At 71.0% G+C, this 16,849-nt stretch carries 16 protein-coding genes and 1 pseudogene; 8 read left to right on the top strand and 9 right to left on the bottom strand.

What is annotated here, in order from left to right:
• Positions 1-32: 32 nt before the first annotated feature.
• Positions 33-836, bottom strand: coding sequence for an enoyl-CoA hydratase/isomerase family protein (locus ACFY1J_RS14425; RefSeq protein WP_390708722.1), 804 nt, complete (start codon positions 834-836; stop codon positions 33-35).
• A 371-nt stretch (positions 837-1,207) separates the two neighbouring features.
• Between ACFY1J_RS14425 and ACFY1J_RS14420 the strand changes: the two genes are divergently transcribed.
• Complete coding sequence (locus ACFY1J_RS14420; RefSeq protein ID WP_018544333.1) at positions 1,208-1,375, top strand: DUF3117 domain-containing protein; 168 nt, start codon at positions 1,208-1,210, stop codon at positions 1,373-1,375.
• Between the two features lie 107 nt (positions 1,376-1,482).
• On the opposite strand, the gene ACFY1J_RS14415 is transcribed toward ACFY1J_RS14420, so the two are convergent.
• Entirely contained in the window at positions 1,483-2,181 is a 699-nt protein-coding gene (locus tag ACFY1J_RS14415) for an O-methyltransferase (protein WP_390708984.1), read from the bottom strand.
• Positions 2,182-2,416: 235 nt separating this feature from the next.
• On the opposite strand from ACFY1J_RS14415, the gene sigE reads away from it, so the two are divergent.
• Complete coding sequence (gene sigE, locus ACFY1J_RS14410; protein WP_390708723.1) at positions 2,417-3,121, top strand: RNA polymerase sigma factor SigE; 705 nt, start codon at positions 2,417-2,419, stop codon at positions 3,119-3,121.
• On the top strand, positions 3,118-4,089 hold the full coding sequence (locus tag ACFY1J_RS14405; protein ID WP_390708724.1) for an anti-sigma factor family protein: 972 nt from the start codon (positions 3,118-3,120) through the stop codon (positions 4,087-4,089). The genes sigE and ACFY1J_RS14405 overlap by 4 nt, the downstream gene beginning before the upstream one ends.
• 705 nt (positions 4,090-4,794) lie before the next feature.
• Here the strand turns inward: ACFY1J_RS14405 and ACFY1J_RS14400 are convergent.
• Positions 4,795-4,998, bottom strand: a pseudogene (locus tag ACFY1J_RS14400) (2-oxoglutarate dehydrogenase, E2 component, dihydrolipoamide succinyltransferase); the annotation flags it as partial.
• 41 nt (positions 4,999-5,039) lie between these two features.
• Here ACFY1J_RS14400 and ACFY1J_RS14395 point away from each other — a divergent pair.
• The 3 genes from ACFY1J_RS14395 to ACFY1J_RS14385 all read left to right on the top strand — a co-directional run bounded on the left by ACFY1J_RS14395 (position 5,040) and on the right by ACFY1J_RS14385 (position 7,948).
• Entirely contained in the window at positions 5,040-6,383 is a 1,344-nt protein-coding gene (locus ACFY1J_RS14395; RefSeq protein ID WP_390731328.1) for a S1C family serine protease, read from the top strand.
• Positions 6,384-6,586: 203 nt separating this feature from the next.
• Positions 6,587-7,033 (top strand): sec-independent translocase, encoded by a 447-nt coding sequence (locus ACFY1J_RS14390; protein WP_390708726.1) that lies wholly within the window; start codon positions 6,587-6,589, stop codon positions 7,031-7,033.
• A gap of 243 nt (positions 7,034-7,276) precedes the next feature.
• Positions 7,277-7,948 (top strand): hypothetical protein, encoded by a 672-nt coding sequence (locus tag ACFY1J_RS14385; RefSeq protein ID WP_390731279.1) that lies wholly within the window; start codon positions 7,277-7,279, stop codon positions 7,946-7,948.
• Positions 7,949-8,183: 235 nt separating this feature from the next.
• Here the strand turns inward: ACFY1J_RS14385 and ACFY1J_RS14380 are convergent, their stop codons facing one another.
• From ACFY1J_RS14380 to ACFY1J_RS14370, 3 genes are read right to left on the bottom strand one after another with little or no spacing between them, the layout of a single operon-like run.
• Entirely contained in the window at positions 8,184-9,317 is a 1,134-nt protein-coding gene (locus ACFY1J_RS14380) for an Mrp/NBP35 family ATP-binding protein (protein WP_390708728.1), read from the bottom strand.
• Between the two features lie 43 nt (positions 9,318-9,360).
• Complete coding sequence (locus ACFY1J_RS14375; protein ID WP_390708729.1) at positions 9,361-9,966, bottom strand: DUF1003 domain-containing protein; 606 nt, start codon at positions 9,964-9,966, stop codon at positions 9,361-9,363.
• Positions 9,956-11,293 (bottom strand): magnesium transporter MgtE N-terminal domain-containing protein, encoded by a 1,338-nt coding sequence (locus ACFY1J_RS14370; protein ID WP_390708730.1) that lies wholly within the window; start codon positions 11,291-11,293, stop codon positions 9,956-9,958. The genes ACFY1J_RS14375 and ACFY1J_RS14370 overlap by 11 nt, the downstream gene beginning before the upstream one ends.
• 199 nt (positions 11,294-11,492) lie before the next feature.
• Here ACFY1J_RS14370 and ACFY1J_RS14365 point away from each other — a divergent pair, with 199 nt between their 5' ends.
• Positions 11,493-12,248: a hypothetical protein gene (locus ACFY1J_RS14365; protein ID WP_390731278.1), complete on the top strand. Its 756-nt coding sequence runs from the start codon at positions 11,493-11,495 to the stop codon at positions 12,246-12,248.
• A gap of 414 nt (positions 12,249-12,662) precedes the next feature.
• Here the strand turns inward: ACFY1J_RS14365 and ACFY1J_RS14360 are convergent, their stop codons facing one another.
• The gene (locus ACFY1J_RS14360; RefSeq protein WP_390708732.1) at positions 12,663-13,178 is read right to left on the bottom strand and encodes a hypothetical protein; all 516 of its coding nucleotides are present in this window, start codon (positions 13,176-13,178) and stop codon (positions 12,663-12,665) included.
• A 40-nt stretch (positions 13,179-13,218) separates the two neighbouring features.
• Complete coding sequence (locus ACFY1J_RS14355; protein WP_390708733.1) at positions 13,219-14,352, bottom strand: magnesium and cobalt transport protein CorA; 1,134 nt, start codon at positions 14,350-14,352, stop codon at positions 13,219-13,221.
• A 489-nt stretch (positions 14,353-14,841) separates the two neighbouring features.
• On the opposite strand from ACFY1J_RS14355, the gene ACFY1J_RS14350 reads away from it, so the two are divergent.
• Positions 14,842-15,426, top strand: coding sequence for a suppressor of fused domain protein (locus tag ACFY1J_RS14350; protein ID WP_390708734.1), 585 nt, complete (start codon positions 14,842-14,844; stop codon positions 15,424-15,426).
• 51 nt (positions 15,427-15,477) lie between these two features.
• Here ACFY1J_RS14350 and ACFY1J_RS14345 read toward each other — a convergent pair whose 3' ends face one another.
• A complete protein-coding gene (locus ACFY1J_RS14345; protein ID WP_390708735.1) occupies positions 15,478-16,701 on the bottom strand; it encodes an MFS transporter in 1,224 nt (407 codons plus the stop codon).
• Between the last annotated feature and the right edge of the window lie 148 nt (positions 16,702-16,849).

Raw genomic sequence — 16,849 nt, 5'->3', positions numbered from 1 at the left:
GAAGCCGTCGGCCGAGAGCCGACGGCTGTCCGTCACCGGCCCAGATACTTCGGCTTCTCCTTGTTCACGAACGCCTGCACCGCGATCGCGTGGTCCTCGGACCTGCCCGCACGGGTCTGCAGCTCGTCCTCCTTGTCCAGCGTCTCGTCCAGGGAGTGCGTGAGCCCGAAGGCGACCGACTCCTTGAGCGCCGCGTAGGCCACCGTCGGCCCGTCGGCCAATTTCCGGGCGAACTTCTCGGCCTCGGCCCGCAGCTCGGCGGCCGGCACGAGCCGGTTGGCGATGCCGAGCTCGTACGCGTCCTGCGCGCTGATGTTGCGCGGGAAGAGCAGCAGGTCCGCGGCGCGCGAGGGGCCCACGACCCGCGGCAGCGTCCAGGAGATGCCGGAGTCGGCGGTCAGCGCCACCCCGGCGAACGACGTGTTGAAGGCCGCGGTGTCCGCCACCACCCGGTAGTCCGCCGCCAGCGCGAAACCGAAGCCCGCCCCGGCCGCGACCCCGTTCACCGCGGCGACCACCGGCTTCGCGGCCCCCGCGAGGGCCCGCACGATCGGGTTGTAGTGCTCCTTCACCGTGGTCATCGTCTGCCCGGCCCCCGTCTCGCGGTCGGCCGCGAGCAGCCCGATGTGTTCCTTGAGGTCCTGGCCCACGCAGAACGCCCGGTCCCCGGCGGCGGTGAGCAGGATCGCCCGCACGGACCCGTCGCCCGCCGCCTCCTGTGCCGCGTCCCGCAGGGCGACCTTGGCCGCGATGTTCAGCGCGTTCATCGCCTCGGGGCGGTTCAGCGTGATCGTCGCGAGCCCGTCGGTCACCTCGTAGAGCACGGTGTCGGCCATGGCGCATCCCCTCTGCTGTGGCGGCTGTGACGTACCGCTCGGTACGCCGTTGTCTGAGGACAGCATGGCGGAGAACCCCGTCCACGGGCCGGACCCGACGTGTGACCTGCGTCAAAGAAATCCGCCACGGTTTTCGTCGGCCGATGTCCGTGCGGTGGCGCAGTATCGCAGTCACATCGCCGAATTGAGTGGTTTTGCTCGCGCGCGTTGCCCAAGCGATGCCGACTGATGTTGGTCATCGGGTCCTGAGATGCGGGATAATGGCTTGGAAGCAATGTGTTCGATGCCGGTGTCGCGTGTCCCACACGGATCGCGCGTGCCCTCCAGGGCCGTCGGCAGACGATGAGCTGGTTTCAGGAAGGGGAACGAGCATGGCGGCCATGAAGCCGCGGACGGGCGATGGCCCGCTCGAGGTGACCAAGGAGGGGCGGGGCATCGTCATGCGCGTTCCGCTCGAAGGCGGCGGTCGGCTCGTCGTCGAGCTGACCCCTGACGAGGCCGAGGCGCTCGGCGACGCCCTCAAGAAGGTCGTCGTCTGACGCGCCAGCGACCATACCTTTCAGCTGCCCCGGCACCGTACGCGGTGCCGGGGCAGCTGCGTTCCCGGGCGCAGGTCCGTCGACCGCACTGCCGTCCGCGCGCGCGGTCAGCGCTTGACGGCACACAGCAGGCCGTCGCCCACCGGCAGCAGTGAGGGCACCAGCTCCTGGCTCTCGCGCACCGTGCGCAGCAGCTCGCGCAGCCGCAGCACCTCCGTGGGCTGCGGTCCCGAGTCGACCGTCCGGCCGTTGCCGAAGACGCCCTCGAAGACCACCACGCCACCCGGCCGGAGCAGACGCAACGATTCAGCGAGATAGTCCAGGTACTCCAGGCGGTCGCCGTCGCAGAAGACCAAGTCGTAGCCCGCGTCCGCGAGCCGGGGCAGCACGTCCAGGGCGCGGCCGGGGATGAAGCGGGCCCGGTTGCTGGCGAAGCCGCAGGCGCGGAAGGCCTGCCGGGCGAACTGCTGGTGCTCCGGCTCGGGATCCACGGTGGTCAGCACGCCGTCCGGCCGCATGCCGTGCAGCAGATGGATCCCCGACACCCCGCAGCCGGTGCCGATCTCCGCGACCGCCTTGGCGTCCACGGTGGCGGCGAGCAACCGCAGCGCGGCGCCCGCGCCGGGCGACACCGAGCGCAGGCCCGCCTCCCGGGCCCGGTCACGGGCCCAGCGAAGCGCGTCGTCCTCGGCGACAAAGGCGTCGGCGAACGCCCAGCTCGTCTGCCGGTTGCCGGTAATGACCCTCTCCTGTCCCCGTGGTTGCCTCGGCGTGACTGTATCCGTTGGCCCCGGGAACCCGCAGATGGGACCGGGCGTTTAAAGGGATGAGCGAGTGGTGGGGGGACCCGACGGGGGGTAAGAGATGGACCAGGACGCCGAGCAAGTGCTGACGCAGCCGTATGAGCCGTATCAGCCCAGATCAAATTCTCGTAAAACCGCTTATCCGGAGCTAACGGGCGAGGTGGCTATGGTAGGGGCTCCACTGGACACCACCAGAGCCGACAGGGGAGGTGCGGCTGAGCCTGTGGATCGGGGAGGAGTGCTTCGGCGCTTTCTCGGATCGGCGGGCAGGCCGAAATCCGTGAACGACACCGCTGCTGACGCCAGCCACGCCGCCGGCCTTGCCCAGACCGCGACGTTCTCCACCGACGCGGACGCTCAGGCATGGACTCCGCCCACATGGGAGGAGATCGTCAGCACGCACAGCGGCCGGGTCTACCGCCTGGCCTACCGCCTCACGGGCAACCAGCACGACGCCGAGGACCTCACCCAGGAGGTCTTCGTCCGTGTCTTCCGCTCCCTGTCGACCTACACGCCGGGCACCTTCGAGGGCTGGCTGCACCGCATCACCACGAACCTGTTCCTGGACATGGTCCGTCGCAAGCAGCGCATCCGCTTCGACGCCCTGGGCGAGGACGCGGCAGAGCGTCTGCCCAGCAAGGAGCCGACCCCGCAGCAGGTCTTCAACGACGCCCACTTCGACGCGGACGTCCAGCAGGCCCTCGACACCCTCGCGCCCGAGTTCCGCGCCGCGGTCGTCCTGTGCGACATCGAAGGACTGTCGTACGAGGAGATCGCCGCGACCCTCGGTGTGAAGCTGGGCACGGTCCGCTCCCGGATCCACCGCGGCCGCTCGCAGCTGCGCAAGGCCCTCGCCCACCGTTCCCCTCAGGCCCGGGCCGCCGAGCGGCGCTCGTTCGTGGCACGCGTGCCCGCGCTGGGAGGAGGGGGCGCGCCCGCGTGAGTGGAACACGACCCAAACCTGCCGAGGCACGCCTCGCAGAGCAGCACCTGGGAGACCGGCTCTCCGCCCTCGTGGACGGGGAACTCGGTCATGAGTCGCGCGACCGCGTCCTGGCCCACCTGGCCACCTGCGCCAAGTGCAAGGCGGAGGCGGACGCCCAGCGCCGGCTGAAGAACGTCTTCGCGGAGGCGGCCCCGCCTCCGCCGTCCGAGAGCTTCCTGGCCCGTCTCCAGGGACTCCCCGGTGGCGGCGACGATGACGACACGGGCTCGCCGCTGGGCGGCACCGGCCTGTCCGGGCGCGCCTCCGACACCGGGGTCTTCGGGGTCCGACGCCCCGACCGGTTCGAGTTCGGCTATGTCCCCGCCACCCACGCCTCACCCTCCGCCGCCGACCGTGGCTTCCGCATCCACCCCTTCGGCCGCCCCGACGCCGACCGGTCCGCCTCGCGCGGGCTGCGGTTCGCGTTCGTCGCGGCCGGGGCGGTGTCCCTGGCCGCGGTCGCGCTGGGCGGCGTGACCACGGGCATCCCGGGCGACACGGCGGCGGACGCCCGCGGCGGCTCCGGCAGCGGCAGCAATGTCACACCGGCCCGCACCCAGGGCGGAGGGCCCGCTTCGGCGCCCGAAACCCAGCGCCGTCGCGCCGTCGGACCGCTGCTCGCCCAGGGCACGCTGCTCGGGGAGACTCCCGTGGTGCCGACCTCGATGTCCGCGCCTCTGGTGCCCGGGGTGCCGTCCCCCGCCGACGGGCAGGGCCAGGACGCCGTGCACAGGCTGACCGCGCCCGTCGTGGCCGGCGCGGCCGCCATGTCCCCGTTGATACGACCGCTCGACACGACCCCGCCGGTCGCCCTGACCTCGTGGTCCTCGGCGCCCGAGGTCACCGGCCCCGGCCTGCTCGCCGCGCCCGTCCCCGACACCACCTCCGCTCCCACCCCCTCCTCCTCGTCCCGTACGGCCCCCTGACCGGTCTCTGCGCGCTGTCCCCCGAACCTGGTTGAATCCGGTGAGGGCCGTGCCCGCGGCGGAGTTTCCGGGCGCGGAGTCGACGTTCCGCGGCCAGCTGTGGGGAGAGCATGAACGAGGGGAAACCGACGAAGCCCGCCAAGGCGAAGTGGTGGAGTCGGCCTCGGCCACAGACTCCGGAGGCCGGGGATGCCGCGGCCGCGGTTCCGGTGCCGGACGACAGCGAGGGTGACTTCGAGCTGGCCCGCCCGGCGCCACCCGCCGACGGCGACTTCGAGCTGGAGGCGCCCTCGCGTCCGGACGCGGAGCGCGAGGGGCAGGGCGCCGAGCCGGCCGTACGGGACGCGGGCTTCCCCGTGCAGGGCGGCGTCGAGGAGCGAGTCGACACGTCGACCCTGCCCGACGCCCGGCCCCCGTCGGCGCCCGGCACCGCCGCGCCCGAGCCCGGCACTCCCGCCGTACCGTCCGCCACCGACCGCCCCAAGCCCCTGCACGACCCCGACCCGTACAGCACGCCGCCGTACGGCGAACCGGGCCCCTGGGCCCCCGCTCCGCCGGTCCAGCACCCGGCGACCACACCCGCGCACGGCACGACGCTGCCCACACCCGCCCCCGCGCCGGCGCCGCCGCAGCCCTCGCCTGCTCCTGCCCCTGGGCTGGCGCAGGGCTCGCCGGTCCCTGCTCCTGGGTTGGCGCAGGGCTCGTCGGTCCCTGCTCCTGGGTTGGCGCAGGGCTCGTCGGTCCCTGCTCCTGGGTTGGCGCAGGGCTCGCCGGTCCCTGCTCCTGGGTTGGCGCAGGGCTCGCCGGTCCCTGCTCCTGGGTTGGCGCAGGTCTCGTCGGCTCCTGCTCCTGGGTTGGCGCAGGGCTCGTCGGCTCCTGCTCCTGGGTTGGCGCAGGGCTCGTCGGCTCCTGCTCCTGGGTTGGCGCAGGGCTCGTCGGTCCCTGCCCCCGTGTCGCCGCACGCCCCGCCGGTCCCCGCCCCTGGGCTGCCGCACGCCTTGCCGGCCCCCGTCCCGGCGACCCCCGTGCCCCATGACGCCCCGCTCCCGCCCCCCGAGGCCCAGGCCCTCACCCCGCATGCCGATCCCTGGCGGCGCTACGACCCCTGGTCCGCCGGCCGGGCCTCCGCCCACGCCCCCCTCCAGCAGAACGGCGCCGCGGTCCCCACCCAGCAGCAGCGGCGCAAGCGGGCCACGCGGGCCCTCGTCGGCGGGGCCCTGGTGCTCGCCCTCGTCTCCGGGGGCGTCGGCGGGGCCGTCGGGGCCTATCTGGAGCGCAACGGCGGTGTGGGGGACATCCAGCTGCCGCAGTCGGGCAAGGTGGCGGCCGGGCGGGCCCCGGACAGCGTGGCCGGGATCGCCGCCCGTGCGCTGCCGAGCGTGGTCACCCTGCATGTGACCGGAAGCAACGAGCAGGGCACCGGCACGGGCTTCGTGCTCGACACGCGCGGCCACATCCTCACCAACAACCATGTCGTCGAGTTCGCCGCGTCGGGCGGCGAGATATCGGTGACCTTCAGCAGCGGGGACACCGCCAAGGCCAGGATCGTCGGCCGGGACACCGGCTACGACCTCGCCGTCGTGCAGGTGACCGGGGTGCACGGGCTCAAGCCCCTGCCGCTCGGCAACTCCGACAACGTCCAGGTCGGCGACCCCGTCGTCGCCATCGGCGCCCCCTTCGACCTCGCCAACACCGTCACCTCCGGCATCATCAGCGCCAAGGAGCGGCCCATCACGGCCGGCGGGGAGAGCGAGGACGGGAGCGACGTGTCGTACGTCGACGCCCTGCAGACCGACGCGCCCATCAACCCCGGCAACTCGGGTGGACCCCTCCTCGACTCGCAGGCCCACGTCATCGGCATCAACTCCGCCATACGGTCCGCCGACAGCGCCTCGGGCTCGGGAGACGGCCAGGCCGGCTCCATCGGACTCGGCTTCGCCATCCCGGTCAACCAGGCCAGGCGGGTCGCCGAGGAACTGATCAACAAGGGCAAGGCGGCCCACCCGGTCATCGGGATCACCCTCGACATGGGCTACACGGGCGACGGCGCCCGTATCGGCACCAAGGGCGCCAAGGGCTCACCCGCGGTCACCACGGGCGGGCCCGGCGACAAGGCCGGACTCCGGTCGGGCGATGTCATCACCGAGGTGGATGGCCGGCCCGTCCACTCCGGGGAGGAACTGATCGTGAAGACCCGGGCCCACCGTCCCGGCGACCGACTGCGGCTGACCGTCGAGCGCGACGGCGGGCCCAGGTCGGTCTCGCTGGTGCTCGGATCGTCCGACCGCAACTGACAGAAACCTCACAGGTGAAGCCCGGCACATGCCCCCACAAGGCAAACAACCCCAAAAACCGGTGCTCTACACGCACTCGGACACCTCGGGACGGTACCGATCGGACAGGTCCGCCGGGTACCGTGGACCCGGCCCGGACCACGGAACACCAGTGACACAGACCGCCGAGGGCCGAGGACCGAGGACATCGCAAGGAGCTTCAGGTGTTCAATGACATAGGACCGCTCGAGCTGCTCACGATCATCGTGCTGGCCGTGCTCGTCTTCGGTCCGGACAAGCTCCCGAAGGTCATCCAGGACGTCATGCGTACGGTCCGGAAGATCCGCGAGTTCTCGGAGAGCGCCAAGCAGGACATCCGCGCCGAGCTGGGCCCGGAGTTCAAGGACTTCGAGTTCGAGGACCTCAACCCCAAGGCGTTCATCCGCAAGCAACTGGACAACGACGAACTGGGCCTGAAGGAGATCCGCAACGGCTTCGACCTGAAGAAGGAGATGGCCGAGGTCACGGACGCGGTCCACAGCCGCGACACGGACTCCTCGTCCTCCTCCTCGTCCTCCTCGTCCTCGTCCGGTGGCCGCATCGACATGACGAAGAAGCCCGAAGACCCCGCCAAGGACGAGCGTCCGCCCTTCGACGCGGACGCCACCTGACCGTCGTACGCCCGTGAACTGCGCGTCCCGGTGCGCCCCTGCGCCGGGACGTGACGCGTTTCATACCGCGCATGCGCCCCGTGCGGCGTGAACAGGCCGCGCGTACGACCCACGCGGCGGGCGGTTTCCCTGCTGCTCGCAGCGAGGTGGATATGCTGCCGAGTTGTTGTGCGGACCGGACGAGTACGCCCGAAGGGGGGCGGGCCACCCCGGTCCGACGAGAGCGAGGAGGCGTCCGGGCACATGGAGACGACAAGTGGGGCGGTCGCGCAGGCGCCGGATGCGGAGGGTGGCCGGCAGGTCCCCTACGCCCGGCGTACGGTCGACGGCTACCTGCTGGCGCCCTTCCCGTGGTACGGCCTCGACGAGGCCTTCACGGGGCCGCGCTGGCTGATGCAGGTCGGTACGGCGGCCGACGGCGCCGTCGAGCACGGTTCGATCGGGCACGGGGACGAACCCTCCGTGAAGAACGAGTACGCGGTCGGCTCCGCGACGGAGCCCCGGGAGAAGTTCGCCGTCGTGGTGACCGTCGCGGCGAACCCCTCCCGGCGCAGCGCGGACGGCACGGGCTTCCTGGAGGCCACCACGGTCTCCTCGGCGGCCTGGCTGGCCGGTGTGGGGCTGCTGTCCTTCACCTGGCCCGGCCAGATGGACCACAGCCTCCGTGACGACTGGCTGGAGCAGCAGACCGAGACGGCGTGGGTCCTCGCGGACGACCTCACCGGCCCGGACTGGTCGACCCTGTCCCTGCCCGTCGACGGCGTGCCGACTCCCTTCCACTACCGGGAGTCCGAATTCGGCTGGGTGCTCGCCGGGTCGACGCAGGAGGGGGTGCACGTGGGGGCGTACGGAAGGGGCATGAGCGCATACGGGCTCGGCTTCGCCATGATCAAGGACATCGCGGCGTACGCCTAGGGGTGTCGTTTGGATCAGGCCGGCCGTGACGAACGGTGCGGCCTGGCCGACCCCGAGCGGGGTCATGGGGGTGCCCACTGGTCGAGCGAAGCCGAGAGCTTGGGGGAGTGCGTGCCAGGGTCCGCGACGCCGGGATGATCCAAACGACACCCCCTAGCCGACGGGGACATGCGCAAAGGGGCGCCGCGGCAACAGCGGCGCCCCTCGGCACAGGGTCGTGGAAGACCCCAGGACCCTAGAACTTGTTCTTCGGGGTGATCCCCAGCGACAGCCCGGAAAGGCCACGCTGGCGTCCGCCGAGCTTCCCCGCGATCGACCGCAGTGCCGCGCCCGCCGAGGAGTCGGGGTCGGTCAGGACGACCGGCTTGCCCTCGTCGCCGCCCTCGCGCAGGCGGACGTCGATCGGGATGTTGCCGAGGACGGGGACGGTCGTGCCCGTGGTGCGGGACAGGCCGTCGGCCACCAGCTGGCCGCCGCCCGTGCCGAAGACGTCGACCATCTCGCCGCAGTGCGGGCAGGGCAGGCCGGACATGTTCTCGACCACACCGACGATCTTCTGGTGGGTCTGGACGGCGATGGATCCGGCGCGCTCGGCGACCTCCGCGGCCGCCTGCTGCGGGGTCGTCACGACCAGGATCTCCGCGTTCGGGATCAGCTGGGCGACCGAGATGGCGATGTCACCCGTGCCGGGCGGCAGGTCGAGCAGCAGCACGTCCAGGTCGCCCCAGTACACGTCGGCCAGGAACTGCTGGAGCGCGCGGTGGAGCATCGGACCGCGCCAGACGACCGGCGCGTTGCCCGGGGTGAACATGCCGATCGAGATGACCTTCACGCCGTGCGCGGACGGCGGCATGATCATGTTCTCGACCTGGGTCGGACGGCCGTCCGCGCCCAGCATGCGCGGCACGCTGTGGCCGTAGATGTCGGCGTCGACCACGCCCACCTTCAGACCGTCCGCGGCCATCGCCGCCGCCAGGTTCACCGTCACCGAGGACTTGCCGACGCCACCCTTGCCGGAGGCGACCGCGTACACCCGGGTCAGGTTGCCGGGCTTGGCGAAGGGGACCTCGCGCTCGGCCTGGCCGCCGCGCAGGGCGTTCGCCAGCTCCTTGCGCTGCTCGTCGCTCATGACGTCGAGCGTGACGTCGACGCGGGTGACGCCCTCGACCCGGGAGACCGCGTCGGTCACGCGCTGCGTGATCGTCTCGCGCATCGGGCAGCCGGAGACCGTCAGGTACACGGTGACCGCGACCGCGCCGTCCGCTCCGATCTCCACGGATTTGACCATCCCCAGTTCGGTGATGGGGCGGTTGATCTCGGGGTCGTTCACCGTCGCCAGTGCTTCGCGCACCGCGTCTTCCGTAGCCATAAGGACGATGGTACGGCGATCCGTGCGGCGTCCGGGTAGCCCCTCAGTGGTCTTCTGCGTCACGTCCGGCCGAGCGATCCGTCCGCTCTGCCGGGAATGCGGGGTGTCCGTCCTGGCGCCGCAGCTGCTCCAGGTCCTTGACGGCGTCCTGCAGCTCGGAGCGGATCCAGTCCCGGGTCGCCACCTCGCCCAGACCCATGCGCAGGGCGGCGATCTCCCGGGTGAGGTATTCGGTGTCCGCGATGGACCGCTCGTTCTGCTTGCGGTCCTGTTCGAGGTTGACGCGGTCGCGGTCGTCCTGCCGGTTCTGCGCGAGCAGGATCAGCGGCGCCGCGTAGGAGGCCTGGAGGGACAGCATCAGGGTCAGGAAGATGAAGGGGTAGTTGTCGAAGCGCAGGGCGGCCGGCGCGGTGATGTTCCACAGCACCCACAGGATGATGACGACCGTCATCCAGACGATGAAGCGTCCCGTGCCCAGGAAGCGCGCGATCTTCTCCGACAGCCGTCCGAAGGCCTCCGGGTCCCACTCGGGCATGATCCGGCGCCGCCGCGGCCGCGGCTGGTCGAGCCGGGGCGTGCGCGGCCGGGTGGCGGCGGTGGCGCCGGCCAGGGTGCGCTCGCGGGCGGCGGTCTCCCGCTCAGGAACCATGCGCACCCGCCCCCTTGTCCGGGCCCGCTCCTCCGCCCGCACCCGCTCCCGTTGCCCGGTCGGTCTCCTCGTCCAGGTGGAACTCCGTCTCCCGCCAGTCGTCGGGGAGCATGTGGTCCAGTACGTCGTCCACGGTGACCGCGCCGAGCAGCGAGCCCGCCTCGTCGACCACGGGCGCCGCCACCATGTCGTACGTGGCGAAGAACCCGGCGATGATCGGCAGGGTGGCCTCCGGGTCGAGTGTCTGCAGGTCGTCGTCGACCAGCGAGCTGACCAGGGTGTACGGCGGATCGCGCAGCAGGCGCTGGAAGTGGACCGTGCCCAGGTACTTGCCGGTCGGTGTCTCGTCCGGCGGCCGGCAGACGTAGACCTGGGCGGCAAGGGCGGGGGACAGGTCCGGGTTGCGGACGCGGGCGAGGGCGTCGGCGACGGTCGCGTCCGGGCGCAGCACGATGGGCTCGGTGGTCATGAGGCCGCCGGCGGTGTGTTCCTCGTACGACATCAGGCGCCGCATGTCGGCCGCGTCGGCGGGCTGCATCAGGCTCAGCAGCCGTTCCTTGTCGGCCTCCGGGAGCTCGGCGAGCAGGTCGGCCGCGTCGTCCGGGTCCATGGCCTCCAGGACGTCCGCGGCGCGCTCCTCCTTCAGCTTGCCGAGGATCTCGATCTGGTCGTCCTCGGGCAGCTCCTCCAGGACGTCGGCGAGACGGTCGTCGTCGAGGGCGGCGGCGACCTCGGCGCGCCGCTTGGGGGAGAGGTGGTGCAGGACGTTGGCGAGGTCGGCGGGGCGCAGCTGCTCGAAGGTGGCGAGCAGGCTCTCGGCGCCCTGACCGTGCTCCGCCAGGGAGAACCCGGTGACGGCGGACCACTCGACGGTGAGCGTCTCCCCCTTGGCACGCCGGAAGGCGCTGCCCTTCTTCCCCTTGCGGACGAAGACCCGGTCGACCTCCCAGTCCCGGCGGGCCGGCAGCTGCTGCACGGACACGTCCAGGACGGTGACCTCCTCGTCGGTCTCGACGAGTTTGACGCGCAGGTCGAGCAGTTCTCCGAAGACGAGGCGTTCGGTGGGCCGGCGCTCGAAGCGGCGGACGTTGAGCACGCCGGTGGCGATGACCTGGCCGGACTCGATACTGGTCACCCGGGTCATGGGCAGGAAGATACGGCGCCGGGTGGACAGTTCCACGACCAGTCCGAGCAGCCGCGGGGGACGTCGTCCGACCCGGAGGATGACCACCAGGTCGCGCACGCGGCCCACCAGGTCGCCGTTCGGATCGAAGACGGGGACACCGGCGAGATGCGAGACGAAGATCCGGGGGGCGCCGGCTGCCATGACTGTGCTCCCTTTATGTACAGGAGTGCTGTGGATCGCGTTCCTTTCCCGAATTGCCCGCTCGGTGGGCTTCAGGCTAGCCCGTCCTGATCGGGCACGCCCTGGTGAGCGGTCCGGACGGACCGGCTCCGCCTGGCGGGTGCGCCCCCGGTACGCTGCGGTACGCCGCTCAGGACCCGTCAGAAAGGCAGCCCCACCTGTGACTGCGATTTCCCAGGGCCGTATCCGCCGCGCCGTGCTCGTGAGCGCGACGTGCGCACTGGTGATGACGGGAACGGCGGCGCTCGCGGCGTGCAACGAGGATCCGGACGCGGGCACCAACGGCGTGGGCAAGCTGTCCGCGGAGAAGATCCAGAGCAGGACCAGGGCGGCCGCCGGCTCCGTGGACGCGGTGCGGCTGTCCGGGACGGTCGTCACCCGCGGGCACACGTACCGGCTCGACATGCGCCTGAAGCCGGAGGGCGGCATCGGGGCGGTCACCTCGGAGGGGACGACCTTCCATGTGCTGCGGATCGGCGAGCACCTGTATCTGAAGGCCGACGCTGCCTTCTGGAGCCACGCGGACGGCGCCGACGGCAAGGGCGGGGACACGGCGGCGGCGGACAAGCTCGACGGCAAGTACGTGAAGGTGCCGCAGGACGATCCCGTGTACAAGAAGTTCAGCGGCTTCACGGACAAGGCCGTGCTCCTCGACGGCCTGCTGACCCTGCACGGCACGCTGGCCACGGACGGGCACCACGAGCAGTCGGGCACCCGCACCATCCGCATCACCGGCGACAAGGGCTCCGGCGGCACGCTGGACGTCTCCCTGCAGGGCAAGCCGTACCCACTCCGCCTGGTCCGCGGCGGCAGCGCGGGAACGCTCAGCTTCTCCGACTGGGGCAAGAACTTCACCGTGACCCAACCCCCGAAGAACGAAACCGTCGACTACGGGAAGCAACTCCCGACGTCATAGGACGAAAGCACCGACACCGCCCAAGCCGCACGGCGACGGCGCGATTTGAGCTTGCGTCGCTTTGCGGGGAGTTGCGGGAGTGCGGCGGGTGATGGCCCGGTAGGGCAGGGGGCCCGGGCCGGGTTGGCGCGCGGCGCTGTGGAGCGTGCGGGGCCGGGCGGTGCGTGCGGTGCCCAGGGCCCGGGGACCTGTCGGCGTCTGGGGTTGCTTGGGCTTGCGCCTCTGTGTCAGGAGCTGCGGCAGGGGGTCTGGGCCGGATGCCGTGGGGGAGCGCCGTCGAGACCGTGGGCGCCGGGCGGTGCCTGCGGTGGTTGGTCGGCGCGTCGCCGGGGCGGTGCTCCTTCCGGTTGCCTCACGTTCCCGAGTCGTCGGACCTCGGCAGGGAGCAGCGGTATTCGCGGGCCGGCCGCGGAGTTACCTGCGCTTGCGGCGACCCGCGAGGAGCCGGGGGAGGGCCGCCGGGATCGGGTGGCGGGTCGTGGCCGGGGTCGGTTGGGGGGCCTCGGCCAGGTTGGTGGAGGGGAGCGGGGTCGTGGAGCCCGTCGGGGTCAGGCGGAGCACCCGGCACTCGCGGGCCCAGCGGGCGGTCATCGCCTCGCCGTCCGGGGCGTTGAGGCGCTTGCCCTTGAGCTCGGCCACCGCCGCCTCCCACTCGGCGGAGCCGGAAGGCAGCTCGGACACGGACGCCGTCCAGGAGACGAGCCGGCCGCCCTTGTCCTTGCTGCGCACGGTCACCTCGGCGAAGCCCCCGTCGGCCAGCCCGGGCAGCGGCTGCTCCCCGGGCCCGTCACCGACCAGGCACACCGCACCTTCGTGCCACACGTGCCACAGCGCACGGGCGGCCGGGGCGCCGGTGCCCTTGACCCAGATGAGGCCGGACTTCTTCGTGGCCTCCTCGACGAGGGCCTGGTCGAGCAGCTCGCTTGTCATGCGTTCAGCCTATCCGCGCGCCCCGCCGCCGCGGCTGCCCTCACAGCCAGCCGTTGCGCTTCAGTGTGCGGTGGATGCCCAGACACAGGGCCACCGTGATGCCCATGATCACCGGGTAGCCGTACTTCCAGTGCAGCTCGGGCATGTACTTGAAGTTCATGCCGTACACACCGCACACCATCGTCGGCACGGCGATGATCGCCGCCCAGGCCGTGATCTTGCGCATGTCCTCGTTCTGCGCGACCGAGGCCTGCGCGAGGTTGGCCTGGAGGATGGAGTTGAGAAGCTCGTCGAAGCCGAGCACCTGCTCCTGGACGCGGGCCAGGTGGTCGGCGACGTCCCGGAAGTACTTCTGGATGTCCGGGTCGACCAACCGCATCGGACGCTCGCTCAGCAGCTGCATCGGCCGCAGGAGCGGCGAGACCGCGCGCTTGAACTCCAGCACCTCACGTTTGAGCTGGTAGATCCGCGCCGAGTCCACACCACGCGACACCCCACCCTTGCGGGCGGGCGAGAAGACCTCGGTCTCCACCTCGTCGATGTCGTCCTGCACCGCGTCCGCGACCGCGATGTAGCCGTCGACGACGTGGTCGGAGATGGCGTGCAGCACGGCCGAGGGACCCTTGGCGAGCAACTCGGGGTCGTCCTGGAGCCGGTGGCGCAGCGCCCGCAGCGAGCCCTGCCCGCCGTGCCGGACGGTGATGAAGAAGTCCCGGCCGGTGAAGCACATCACCTCACCGGTCTCCACGACCTCGCTGTTGGCGGTGAGCCGGTCGTGCTCGACGTAGTGGATGGTCTTGAAGACGGTGAAGAGTGAGTCGTCGTAACGCTCCAGCTTCGGCCGCTGGTGCGCCTGGACCGCGTCCTCGACGGCCAGCGGGTGCAGTCCGAACTCGCTCGCGATACCGGCGAATTCGGCCTCGGTCGGCTCGTGCAGACCGATCCACACGAACCCGCCGTCACGGCGCACCAGCCGCATCGCCTCCTGCGGGGTCATCGGCTTGGCGCTCTCGACCCGGGCGCCGTCGCGGTAGACCGCGCAGTCGACGACGGCCGAGGGCGTCGAGGGGTCGCGAGTGGTGTCGTACGCGCCCGTGTCCATCCGCAGGCTGCTCTTGCGCAGCGAGGGACGGGAGGGACGGACCACGGCACGCAGGTCGCGGATCATCGACATGGCAGGCTCCTTCGCAACGAGCAGCGAGGCACGCAAGGGCCGCTGCGACGGGTGGAACTGCCCGGAATGAGGACGTCCGTGCTACGGGATGTTTGGCACGTCCACAAAGCGGGGAGCACCGCTCCGTCGCGGTGGTGGGCTTCGCTGCTGATTCGGCTACTGATGCAGATCAGACAGATCAGGCAAAACGAAACGAAGTGCTCTTCCGTACGACGACTGGAGCGTGCACGCATGCGGGAGGCGGCAGCCAGGCAGACGAGCCGAAGCAGCTAGTTCAACGGCAGGAAGAGCGGGTGGTACTGCACGGTCGACTTCGGTCCATCGCAGCCCCACCTCCTCCGGCCGGTCCCTCGTAAGGGAGTCTCATCGGCGTCGGGACCCGATCGCGACGCTTCTGCGTGCTGTCCCGAACCACCGGCTCAGAGTACCAGTCGCCCATAGTGTCAAGGCGCGGCTTTGCCCGGTACTGACGAGTTCTATGCTCACCGCATGGTTGATGTTCTTCCTCTTGTCGAGGCGCGGTTGAGCACCATGCTCGGAGAACCGGACGCGCGCGCCGCGGTCACCTTCCTCGGTACGGACCGCATCGAGGTGCTCCGTTTCCAGGAGGGCGACATCGTCCGCTACGCCACGCTCGGCATGTCCGCGCACCCCATGACGGACCCCAACGCGATGCTCGCCGATCCGGTGAAGGGACCGCGGGCGGAGCTGGTCCTGTCCGTCCGCGCCGGCCGCGCCGACACCGACAAGGTGCTCCGCCCGCTCGCCGTCCTCGGTGCGTCCCCGCAGGTGGAGGGTGTCGTCGTGGCTCCGGGCGCCTCCCTCGACGTGGCCGAACCCCTGTGGCCCGGCGCCCCGTTCACGTCGGTCCTGGTCGGTGAGCCGGGCGGGCTGGTCGAGGATCTGGAGCTCGACGAGCCGATGGATCCCGTGCGGTTCCTGCCGCTGCTCCCGATGACCCCGAACGAGGCCGCCTGGAAGCGCGTGCACGGCGCCCAGGCCCTCCAGGAGCGCTGGCTCGCGAGCGGGACGGATCTGCGGGATCCCGCCCGCGGATCCGTCCCGCTCGACTGACGCCGGCCCTCACGAGAGTGACCGATCTCACCAACGCAAGTCGGGATTCGGTCAGTTGGCAAAGACCGTGACGCCGTCCTCGGTGGCGTGCGCGGTCTCCAGCTCCTCGGCCTCGTTCGTGAGGGCCTCGCGCCGTACGAGCACCACGAGCGCGCCCAGCACCGCGGTGACCGCCGCGACCACGAACGGGATGCGCGCGTCGGTCCACTCCTCGATCTTCGGCGCGAAGTAGGGTGCCGCGGCGGCCGCGAACCACCGCACGAAGTTGTAGCCAGCGCTCGCCACGGGGCGCGGCGCGTCCGACACGCCCAGGGCCAGTTCGGTGTAGACCGTGTTGTTCACGCCGATGAAGGCGCCGGACAGGATCGTGCAGACGACGGCCGCGCTGTGGTTGCCGTAGCCGAGGACGAGCACATCGGCGGCGAGCAGCACCAGCGAGCCGCCGAGCACCTTCAGCGAGCCGAACCGCTCCTGCATCCGCGGCGCCACGATCACCGAGAAGACGGCGAGCAGCAGGCCCCAGGCGAAGAACACGGCCCCCGAGCGGTAGGGGGTCATGTTCAGCACGAACGGGGTGAAGGCCAGCACGGTGAAGAACGTGTAGTTGTAGAAGAAGGCCGAGACGGCCGCGGAGGCGAGTCCGCCGTGGCCCAGTGCCCTGATCGGGTCCAGGACGGAGGTCTTGCGCGCGGGCCTCGGCTGTTCCTTCAGGAACGCCGCGATGCACAGGAAGCCGATCGCCATCAGCGTGGCCGTGCCGAAGAACGGATAGCGCCAGCTGATGTTGCCGAGCAGCGCGCCCAGCAGCGGGCCGCACGCCATGCCCAGGCCGAGGGCGGACTCGTAGAGCAGGATCGCGGCCGCGCTCCCGCCGGCCGCCGCGCCGACGATGACCGCGAGCGCGGTGGAGACGAACAGGGCGTTGCCCAGGCCCCAGCCGGCCCGGAAGCCGACCAGTTGGCCGACCGAGTCCGACGTGCCCGCGAGACCGGCGAAGACCACGACGAACGCGAGGCCGAGCAGCAGGGTCTTGCGGCCGCCGATCCGGCTGGAGACGAAACCGGTCAGCAGCATCGCCACGGCGGTGATCAGGAAGTAGGAGGTGAAAAGGAGGGAGACCTGTCCGGGTGTGGCGTTCAGGCCCTGGGCGATGGACGGCAGGATCGGGTCGACCAGACCGATGCCCATGAAGGCGACGACGGAGGCTCCGGCCGTCGCCCAGACCGCCTTGGGCTGCCGCAGGATGCCGCCCGCACCCGCGTCGAAGGCGTCCATGTCCGCTCCAATCCCGAGGTTCCCGACGAGGAGATGGTTGCTGTTTACATATACTAAGTTAGCTCGACTAATTAATGCAATATGCATGTTGTTTTGCGCGGTGACCGGTTCCGTCCGGACGGGTGATCGTCCTTGACGTGGGGGAGCG

The sequence above is a fragment of the Streptomyces sp. NPDC001406 genome (genome assembly GCF_042895285.1).
Classification (GTDB): domain Bacteria; phylum Actinomycetota; class Actinomycetes; order Streptomycetales; family Streptomycetaceae; genus Streptomyces.
Note: the sequence above shows the minus strand (reverse complement) of the source record. Positions and strands in the feature narration are given on the sequence as shown.

Bases quoted from the DNA above. Each gene is read 5' to 3' on its own strand.
- ACFY1J_RS14345 (WP_390708735.1), bottom strand. From the start codon at position 16,701: ATGGACGCCTTCGACGCGGGTGCGGGCGGCATCCTGCGGCAGCCCAAG.
- ACFY1J_RS14375 (WP_390708729.1), bottom strand. From the start codon at position 9,966: ATGGTTCCTGAGCGGGAGACCGCCGCCCGCGAGCGCACCCTGGCCGGC.
- ACFY1J_RS14360 (WP_390708732.1), bottom strand. From the start codon at position 13,178: ATGACAAGCGAGCTGCTCGACCAGGCCCTCGTCGAGGAGGCCACGAAG.
- ACFY1J_RS14420 (WP_018544333.1), top strand. From the start codon at position 1,208: ATGGCGGCCATGAAGCCGCGGACGGGCGATGGCCCGCTCGAGGTGACC.
- ACFY1J_RS14380 (WP_390708728.1), bottom strand. From the start codon at position 9,317: ATGGCTACGGAAGACGCGGTGCGCGAAGCACTGGCGACGGTGAACGAC.
- ACFY1J_RS14425 (WP_390708722.1), bottom strand. From the start codon at position 836: ATGGCCGACACCGTGCTCTACGAGGTGACCGACGGGCTCGCGACGATC.
- ACFY1J_RS14370 (WP_390708730.1), bottom strand. From the start codon at position 11,293: ATGGCAGCCGGCGCCCCCCGGATCTTCGTCTCGCATCTCGCCGGTGTC.
- ACFY1J_RS14350 (WP_390708734.1), top strand. From the start codon at position 14,842: ATGGTTGATGTTCTTCCTCTTGTCGAGGCGCGGTTGAGCACCATGCTC.
- ACFY1J_RS14355 (WP_390708733.1), bottom strand. From the start codon at position 14,352: ATGTCGATGATCCGCGACCTGCGTGCCGTGGTCCGTCCCTCCCGTCCC.
- ACFY1J_RS14385 (WP_390731279.1), top strand. From the start codon at position 7,277: ATGGAGACGACAAGTGGGGCGGTCGCGCAGGCGCCGGATGCGGAGGGT.